At 39.8% G+C, this 332-nt stretch carries 1 tRNA gene; it reads right to left on the bottom strand.

Annotated features, from left to right (window positions below):
* Window positions 1-226 precede the first annotated feature (226 nt).
* A tRNA-Glu gene (locus KV696_RS09690) sits at window positions 227-298 on the bottom strand.
* Window positions 299-332: the final 34 nt, after the last annotated feature.

Below are 332 nucleotides of genomic sequence, written 5' to 3' on the forward strand. Positions count from 1 at the left end.
CATTTCTGTCACTGACAGATTTATTGTTTTTTCATTGTTCAGTACTACAACCTTAGTTGTAGTGCCCTGCACATTGGTTCGTCTTGTTCAGTTTTCAAAGGTCTTTGTCACTCGCTTCTCTCAAGTGACAACTATATTAGTATATCACAGTCGCTTTCGCTTGTCAACACTTTTTTGAAACTTTTTTAAAACTTTTTTCATCAAGTGTTTCAACCGCAACATACCATAGTCCGTACGGGATTCGAACCCGTGTTACCGCCGTGAAAAGGCGGTGTCTTAACCCCTTGACCAACGGACCAGAGTTGTTATTTTCAACTCTTACTATTATACCG

This window comes from Streptococcus humanilactis (assembly GCF_019448275.1).
Classification (GTDB): Bacteria; Bacillota; Bacilli; order Lactobacillales; family Streptococcaceae; genus Streptococcus; species Streptococcus humanilactis.